6 protein-coding genes are annotated in these 7,701 nt (G+C 52.0%); all 6 read left to right on the top strand.

Features of this window, described 5'->3' with window-relative positions; all coding sequences use genetic code 11:
• Positions 1–68: 68 nt before the first annotated feature.
• Positions 69–632 (top strand): sigma factor, encoded by a 564-nt coding sequence (locus PHV74_13660; protein ID MDD5095405.1) that lies wholly within the window; start codon positions 69–71, stop codon positions 630–632.
• Positions 633–692: 60 nt separating this feature from the next.
• Positions 693–2,666: a hypothetical protein gene (locus PHV74_13655; GenBank protein MDD5095404.1), complete on the top strand. Its 1,974-nt coding sequence runs from the start codon at positions 693–695 to the stop codon at positions 2,664–2,666.
• 1 nt (position 2,667) lies between these two features.
• Complete coding sequence (locus tag PHV74_13650; GenBank protein MDD5095403.1) at positions 2,668–4,923, top strand: META domain-containing protein; 2,256 nt, start codon at positions 2,668–2,670, stop codon at positions 4,921–4,923.
• A gap of 108 nt (positions 4,924–5,031) precedes the next feature.
• Positions 5,032–5,961, top strand: coding sequence for a hypothetical protein (locus PHV74_13645; GenBank protein MDD5095402.1), 930 nt, complete (start codon positions 5,032–5,034; stop codon positions 5,959–5,961).
• Positions 5,962–6,071: 110 nt separating this feature from the next.
• On the top strand, positions 6,072–7,049 hold the full coding sequence (locus PHV74_13640) for a hypothetical protein (protein MDD5095401.1): 978 nt from the start codon (positions 6,072–6,074) through the stop codon (positions 7,047–7,049).
• A 17-nt stretch (positions 7,050–7,066) separates the two neighbouring features.
• Positions 7,067–7,701, top strand: a 635-nt coding sequence (locus PHV74_13635) for a hypothetical protein (protein ID MDD5095400.1), incomplete at its 3' end; no start/stop codon positions are given.

The raw sequence follows: 7,701 nt of genomic DNA, 5'->3' as shown, positions 1-7,701 counted from the left end.
GCTGAGCTGTCATAATGGAGGGCGGAGAGCCTAGTCCTGAGCGTTTAAGGCGTCTGCGGAAGATCGACATGCACAGCGAAATTGAACTGATCAACAGAAGCCGGAGCGGTGATCTTGTTGCCTACAATCTCCTGGTGACAGAATATCAATCCCAGGTTTATAACCTCGTTCGGTGCATGGCTGGACATAGTGCAGACACCGATGAGTTGACCCGGCAGGTATTCATCTCGGGATGGGAAAGGATCAATGGTTTGAAGGAAGAGGACTTTCGCCTGTGGATTTTGAGGTTGGCCGCAAAGCTCTGTTTGAAAGCAGTTGACCAGAAGCCGAGAGCCAAGGCTCTTCATTCGCCCAGCTTCTCAGTTTCATTTTCGTCAGGATATCCGAATGAATTCTTGACGGCGCAGTTGATGCGGCTGCCTCCCGATCAACGTCTGGCGGTGGTGCTGGCTGACATTCTGAGGTTGAGCTATGAGGAAATCGTCAAAATCACTTCCTGGGCTCTCAAAGTAATAACAAAGCATCTGAGTAGCGGCAGGACGGCCTTCCGAGACCTGCTGTTGGAACAAGGCCACTATCCACTGGAGTCTGGTGCCCGTGCCTGGGTGTCCATTCTTGATAACAGTCGATAACAACAGGCAGATTGACTGTGACACTGCATCACCAGAGTGAAAATTGCGCGAGGAAGAAAGATGAATAAACGCAAGCTTTCGGCTATTGTTTTGACCCTGATTCTGCTGATCGGCATCCTGGCTGCCTGCGATAGTGACGATGATCAAAACAGTGGAACGACTGCCGAGAGTTTCCCCACGACCATCGATGATCTGATATTTTCCGATATCTGGCCGTTGCTGCAACAAGCAATACCCGTACAGGAGGATACCGCTCTTGTTTCCTCATTTCATCTTTACGTGAGAGCGGACCGAACCATCAGTGCTCTCGATCTCTGTTACAGCGGAATAGGAGTTGATCATAAGTATCATGAATATAGAGCCCATTTGCGGCCGGGTGGAGTCATCGAGTGGTACCGATACCCTCATGAATTCTCCAGAGATCAGGCAAGGGGAATATACCCCCGCGATCTGTTCGCTGATCTGGACACCTTCGGTGCTTGTAACCTGGATACCGGTGAAGAGGGAGCTTCACTTTCCATCTACCCGGTATACGACATTAGATACAGCAGGAATTCTCATAACCTTTATTTGATGCAGGAAAACGAATTGATTCCACTGGAGCATATCAATTTCAAAATCGACACCAGTCATACAAGCATTATGTTCGACCATCGCGATCTTGCCGCGAACTCGGATGAAATGACGATCGAGGATGTGTTACCTGGCCGACAGGAAGGAATAACCACGGACATCTGGTTTCTGGCGAGAGATTTGGAGAAGATATCATCTATCGGGTATGCAGACGATCCGCCTTGCACAGCTCCAATACCTGATATCGGCCCCCCGGTTGATCAGGGCAGATCAAAGCAAGGCATAGCCGTACTTTATCAGTCGGCCGATATCGAGGCAGTGCAGGCCCTCATCAATCAGGGAGAGTCGCTATATCGCCGCGACGATCCGGTGGCTACCGCCCTGGCATTTCTGGATGATTCCCGGGATATTCTCAATTTCGGCGAGATCGACCGTGCGAATGCATCCATGGTGTGGGAAGGAGAAGATACGACCGTTTTTGTTGATACGGAGCAGGATGATTATTTTGTCCATCTGCAGAAACTGGGGGGTGAAGGTTCGGATAGGATATGGTGTGTCATCGAAGTCACAATTTATACGAAGGAATGGAATCCTCCGGCGGCTGGCAACGCTCCAGTTGATACGACGCCCACTTGCCAATCCGGTAGTTCCTCCTTCAGTCCCTACGAGATCGAGGAAATCGAGGAGGTTCAGGCTTTCTGTAATAATGGGGAGCTTTCTTACCGCCGAGACAATCCGGCGGCCACCGCGCTGGAATATTTGCAGAGCGAGGCCGGGCTCCTGTCCGGCGATGAGGTGATCGAGTCCAAGCTGCTCTGGCAGGAAGAGAATAGCGCTGCCCTGGTTCTGGTTGAGACGGACAACTGCCGATACCGGGTCATGCTTCAAAAACTGCTTAAGCAGGATTCCAGCGGGGCATGGTTTGGGGTGGGCTACGACTCGCACGGCAAAGAATATGGTGCTGAGTTCGGAGATTTTCGCACCAGGGATATCCAGCAGGCCCAGCAACACCTCCCGTTTCCTATCATCCAGCCGAGCTACCTGCCGGGCAGCATAGAACCGCCGCCGTGGTTTTCCGGGCCGATCCATAGACCGGAAGATGGAAGTGCCGGTGAGGCTGACGCCAATCCCCATGCCAGTTTGACCTATATTTGGGCGGAATCCAATGCCATCCACACGAGTTATATCAGGATAGAGGAATCCGGCCATCTCCAGAACATGTCCTACTTGAAAACCAAGCCGGACTGGACGCTGCTGGACATTGACGGCATCGAGGTTGCCCTGCTGCGGATACCCATGAAAGACCCCGAAACCATAATAGAGGCCTTCGATATCTCAACGTGCTGGTTCTTCTGGAACCAGGGGGAGATCGGCTTCAATGCCTGGATAGACGGGTACAATCAGGAGGAAGCCATCAAGGTCGTCGAGTCCATGGTTTCAGCTTTTGAGGAGGAGTTTTGAAATGAAATCGATCATCACCCTCTGGGCATTGTTGATTCTGGTGCTTGCCTCCGTAATGGCTGCCTGTGATAGCGATTCAGGTAAAACGCCTTCCCCGGAGCTCTCATCGGCGGTTCCGACAACGGATACGTCACCGGTCACACCAGCTCAAACTGAGGCTGATCCGCATATGGCCCGGATAGCCGAAGGATATGCCCAGGCTCTTGGGATTTCGGTTGAGGAAGCCATGCGGAGACTGCAACTCCAGGAGGTGATCGGTGAATTACAGGCAAAGCTGCGCGCCAATGAACCGGAAACCTTCGTCGAGCTTCGTGTGGAGGACGAACCGAAATACTGGGTGGTGGTCGTCTTCACCGAGAACGGGGAGGAAACCATCAAACCCTATATCGAGAACACCGAACTGGAAGGGATCGTCGAAGTGGAACTCTATGACGACTCACCGTCGGAACCACCTTATCCCATCGATACGCTCGACGGGACTGAGTGGACACTGACCTCGCTCAATGGAGAGCGCCTCGATGACACCTACCCCATCCAGGCCACTTTCTATAATGGCGACATGATGCGGGGCCACGGTGGCTGCAATCCCCACGTGCTGCACTACACGGCGAAGGATGGGGAATTCATTATTTCAGAAGAGGGAATTGTTGAGGGTGTCTCTTCGGGCTTCTTTGATGAAAGCATTATCCGTCAGGGGACAGACTATCTCGATACTCTGTCCTCCGTGAAAGCGTATCGCGTCATCGGAAACCGGCTGGAGTTGGATAATACTGCCGGGGAGACCGTTTTGAGATTCAAGCTGCTCAATCAGAAGATTCCCATCGATCCGGCGCTGAAGAGCACGCAATGGTTCCTGAAATCTATACGAGGTGAAGACATCCCTGAGAAGACCTATATCCGTCTCTATTTCCACGATTGGAAGATCACCGGCTGGACGGGATGCAACTACTATGGAGCAAAGCTTACGCAAGCCAGCGACGGTTTCTTTTCAACAGAAGGCATCGACATGACTTTGATGGGCTGCTCGGAAGAGGAGGCGGGACAGTGGGAAGCAAAATACCAGCAGGCGCTCATGGAGACAGTGGGCTACAAGATCGGCGAAGGCTGCCTCAATCTTGCCGATGCTGATGGAAAGGTCCTGCTCTCCTTCGAGCAGATCGAAGAGTTGCCCATGAACCCGGCAGACCTCGTTGGCACCGAGTGGAAACTGGAGTCGGTCAACGGCATCGAAGTCGGGGAGGATCTGGCCTACATCCTGCGCTTCCTGAGCGAGATTCAAGCCCGAGGGTACGGCAAGTGCGCGAACTTCCTGATGACCTACCATGCCACCGGCGACAATATCTCCGGCGGAGACATAGTCACGGGGACAGGCTTTCAAACTCTCGACCTGTCGGAGTCGGACAAGGAAGCGCTCCAGCATATGGACGATCCTGCCTCGTGGGCCAACTACCGCCTGATCGGAGATGAACTGCATATCCTCACCATCCGAGGCAACACTCTGATCTTCAAGTCATCGGGGGCCGAAGCAAGAACCACCTTCGATTACGATGCACCCGCCTCACAGACAATCGACGCCGCCATCGGTGAACCATTCGAGGCCTGTTTGGCCATTACCCTAAGGCTGGGGGCGAAATGGCAGGAAAGCCATGATCGAATGATACTTTCCCTGTTGAGTAGTGAGTATATCGATGATGATCCTCTCTCTCCCGGGCTGGGAGGCACTCAATGCTTCGTGTTCGAGCCCATCGAATCGGGAACAGGTGAGATTACATTTTCCCGTGTCAATGGCGATCATTTCTTAGAATCGCGAACACTGGTGGTCAACATCTGGAAGTGTGTCGGTACTGGTGGCGCTGGCGACACCGGGATAGATATCGAGCAGGATTCTGGAGACGAGCGTGCGGCAGGATTGCTTTTGAAGGAGACATGCGTAACGACTACTATTTCCGAGGGCCATTTTCTTAACCCGGTGGGTCCGGAACCAAAGGAGGTCAATCCGGGGGATCCGATACTGATAGTCAGAGGTCTGCTGGAGAACGAAAACGCCAAACGTCTCCATGTGGCCGTATGGGCCAAGGGTTACAACAAAGATGGTGAACTCGTTTCATGGACGCTCGATAGCGCCCATATTATGGGCCAAGCCCAGATTCAACTTGAGGCTCACGAGGTCGGCCCGTTCACGCTGCACTTGAGTTTCTCAGAGGATGTGAAGCGCATCAAGATATACGCACGTGGTTACGATCAGCCTCCCCCATGACCTCTTGTGGGGAAAGTAAGATACGCACAGGACAAAACCCAACGGGAGGTTCTCAGCCAACAGAACGCCTTCTGTTTTTGGACAGATATCGCCAGTCAAGGAGGCAGCATGAATACTCCATCGCAATCGTTGAAGAAGCGGTTCTGCTTAACAATAGCTCTTCTCATACTGGTACCCCTCATGCTTGGCTGCAATGATGAATCCGGGCAAGAAAATCAGCCATCGAATGTCGGAGGAACACCATTCCATTCAGATGAACTCTATTTACAATGTACACTACCATCTGGATGGGCAGTAACTGAGGGGCCAGTACTGCTCGCTCATCCATTTTCGGGTCAATTGGCTTTTAACAGTTGGGGTGAAGAAGGATTCTGGGCAAAAGCCATAACAACTGAGTCTGCTACCAGGTATTCCCCCGATACCGTTCTGCAACAGATGTCTGAGGGTGGAGTCTACGTTGTTTTGATGGAGGTAGGTGGCCCACCGCGACCACCCGAAGCCTATGATGACGAATATGAATCCCAGCCGCTCGATGACCTGCTACAGGAAGAAGATTGCTGGCGGAAGAGCGAACCTGATGTCTGTACAATGGAAGTATCGTTTATTAAGTGGGGACGATCTTTGGAAATTGAGATATATCGCAACCAAAATGCCTCTGAAGAAGTGACCGATGAACTCAAAACACTTCTTGACAGTTGGCGCTTTGAGGCCGTTCCGGCCGGCGATATCGGATGGGCCGTTACCCAAGCCCGAAAACTTCTTCCCGCTGGAGTAGAGCCCTCGCTATTTCCCATCGGCGATTCCTCCTGGTCGTCGGCGGGCGATGAAGCCGCAACAACAAGAGGTACGCAAGCAAAAATCGAAGGGGATATGGTGGTGGTAACATTTATTTATCGCTGGGGAGATCCTGTTCAAAACGGCATCCATAAAGATTGTGATGATGAAAGATGCCACTGGTGGACATTTGAGGCAATGCCTACCGGTGATGTGTTGCTGATAGACGAAGGAGGCGCAGGTCTTCCCGATTTCGATGGGTAAGCTTTTGACAAGAAGCGGTATCAACTCTTGGAAAACCGGACCGCTAGAGCGTCATTTTGTAAGGGTGGGCTTGTTCCCGAAAGTGGGTTTTGAAAACAGTGGGTGTTAACATGTGGATCCGAAAACATGTACCTGCGACGATGGTTGCTGTGCTGGCGATTTTGTTTTTGCCTGTCATGCTCACCGCGGTTGGCTGCGGCGAGGGCGATTCAGGTAACACAAATGCCAAAACGGGCGTATTTGAAGGGAAAGCAAGTATCGGTCCGCATCCACCTCACGAAGTTGGCCAACCCTATCCTCCCGAGGTCTATGAGCCAAGGAAAGTGATGATTTATGATGAGGATCACGTGAAGCTCATCAAGCAGATAGGCCTGGATAGTAATGGTTACTACCGCGCCGAGTTACCGGAGGGCATGTATACCATCGATATCAATTACATAGAGAACGACCAGAGCGATAACGTTCCCCGACAGGTGAAGATCGAGCCCGGAGTACATGTTATGCTGGACATTGATTTCGATACCGTAGTTGAGGATACGGTTGCGCCGCCGCCTGTTTCATCGCCTCCTCCACCCAAGACAGACTGGGAGAAAGGGTCACCGCCGCCGGTGGGAATTGGAGGCTGGCAGCAGCCCAGACCATTGACGGAAGTTGAAAAGGCGCAGGTAGTTGAGATAGCGCTCAATAGCCCCGAGGTTTCAGATTGGCTTCAGGGCAGAACCGATTACCGAATGGCGCCTATTGATTGGTATGCCATCGTCTGGAGCGATGAAAAAGCGGGAACCTGGTGGGCATCTGAATATAGGATTGTAGACGAAGGAATCCCAGATTACATTTCTCCGGATGCGCTATGGTATCCGGGGGTTACCATAGCGGTTGGGCAGGGTACCATATACCAGATGCAGGTTGCTGTTGACCTGGATGCCGGAAAGACGGTCATGGTTGATGGCCCTTATCCGTCCCTGGATTCACCGGACCGCTTTCGCCGGTCTAACAGCGGCACGCCTTCACCTGCCTCATCCCCGGCCAGCCGGGAGCAGGCTTTTGCCGAAAAGAGGGTTGTTGAAATATCTCCAATGCCATTTTGATTGAGAAGGAGTGATTTATGAAAATTCGCGCACTGTTTTTGCTGATTCTGATGACATTCTCTATTATACCCCTCGTCGGCTGTGGCGAAAGCGAGGACAAAGCTCAGCAAACAGACACACCACTGGCCATAATCAAAAAGGCAATGGACGCCCGCAGCACGGTCAAGTCCTACCGGGCCAATTTCGAATTGATATCAACCCCCAACGGTGAGACGCAGAATGACACAATTCAAATCGAGTTCGTGGCCCCGGATCGGTACCGGCAGACCTCATCTCACAATGACGACATAAGTGAGGACATCAGAATCGGCAAATTAGCCTATTACCATCGTGTCGACGATAGCAATTGGACACTCTTTGAAGAAGAATCGGATTTTGAGTTTCCTCCTCAGGGGCCCGGCTTCTTAATCAGGGGAAATTACTCGAATTATGAGGATAGGGTCAACTGGGGGGAAATTTCAGTGGAAACGGTCGATGGCACTGACTGCTTCCACTTCTCTGGTGAAGTCGATATGAATCTGGCGGTAGATGATATGATCGCAAATGCCCAGAAAAATCCAGGGGAACTGGGGACAGAAGAACTCCGCATCTGGGACCTGCTGCGCCAGAGTAAAGAAACCATAGAGCTCTGGATCGGAACTCACGATTACAT

This window comes from Dehalococcoidia bacterium (assembly GCA_028711995.1).
Classification (GTDB): Bacteria; Chloroflexota; Dehalococcoidia; order SZUA-161; family SpSt-899; genus JAQTRE01.
Note: the sequence above shows the minus strand (reverse complement) of the source record. Positions and strands in the feature narration are given on the sequence as shown.

Excerpts from the sequence above, each read along its gene's own strand:
- PHV74_13645 (MDD5095402.1), top strand. The coding sequence starts at position 5,032 with ATGAATACTCCATCGCAATCGTTGAAGAAGCGGTTCTGCTTAACAATA.
- PHV74_13650 (MDD5095403.1), top strand. The coding sequence starts at position 2,668 with ATGAAATCGATCATCACCCTCTGGGCATTGTTGATTCTGGTGCTTGCC.
- PHV74_13660 (MDD5095405.1), top strand. The coding sequence starts at position 69 with ATGCACAGCGAAATTGAACTGATCAACAGAAGCCGGAGCGGTGATCTT.
- PHV74_13640 (MDD5095401.1), top strand. The coding sequence starts at position 6,072 with ATGTGGATCCGAAAACATGTACCTGCGACGATGGTTGCTGTGCTGGCG.
- PHV74_13655 (MDD5095404.1), top strand. The coding sequence starts at position 693 with ATGAATAAACGCAAGCTTTCGGCTATTGTTTTGACCCTGATTCTGCTG.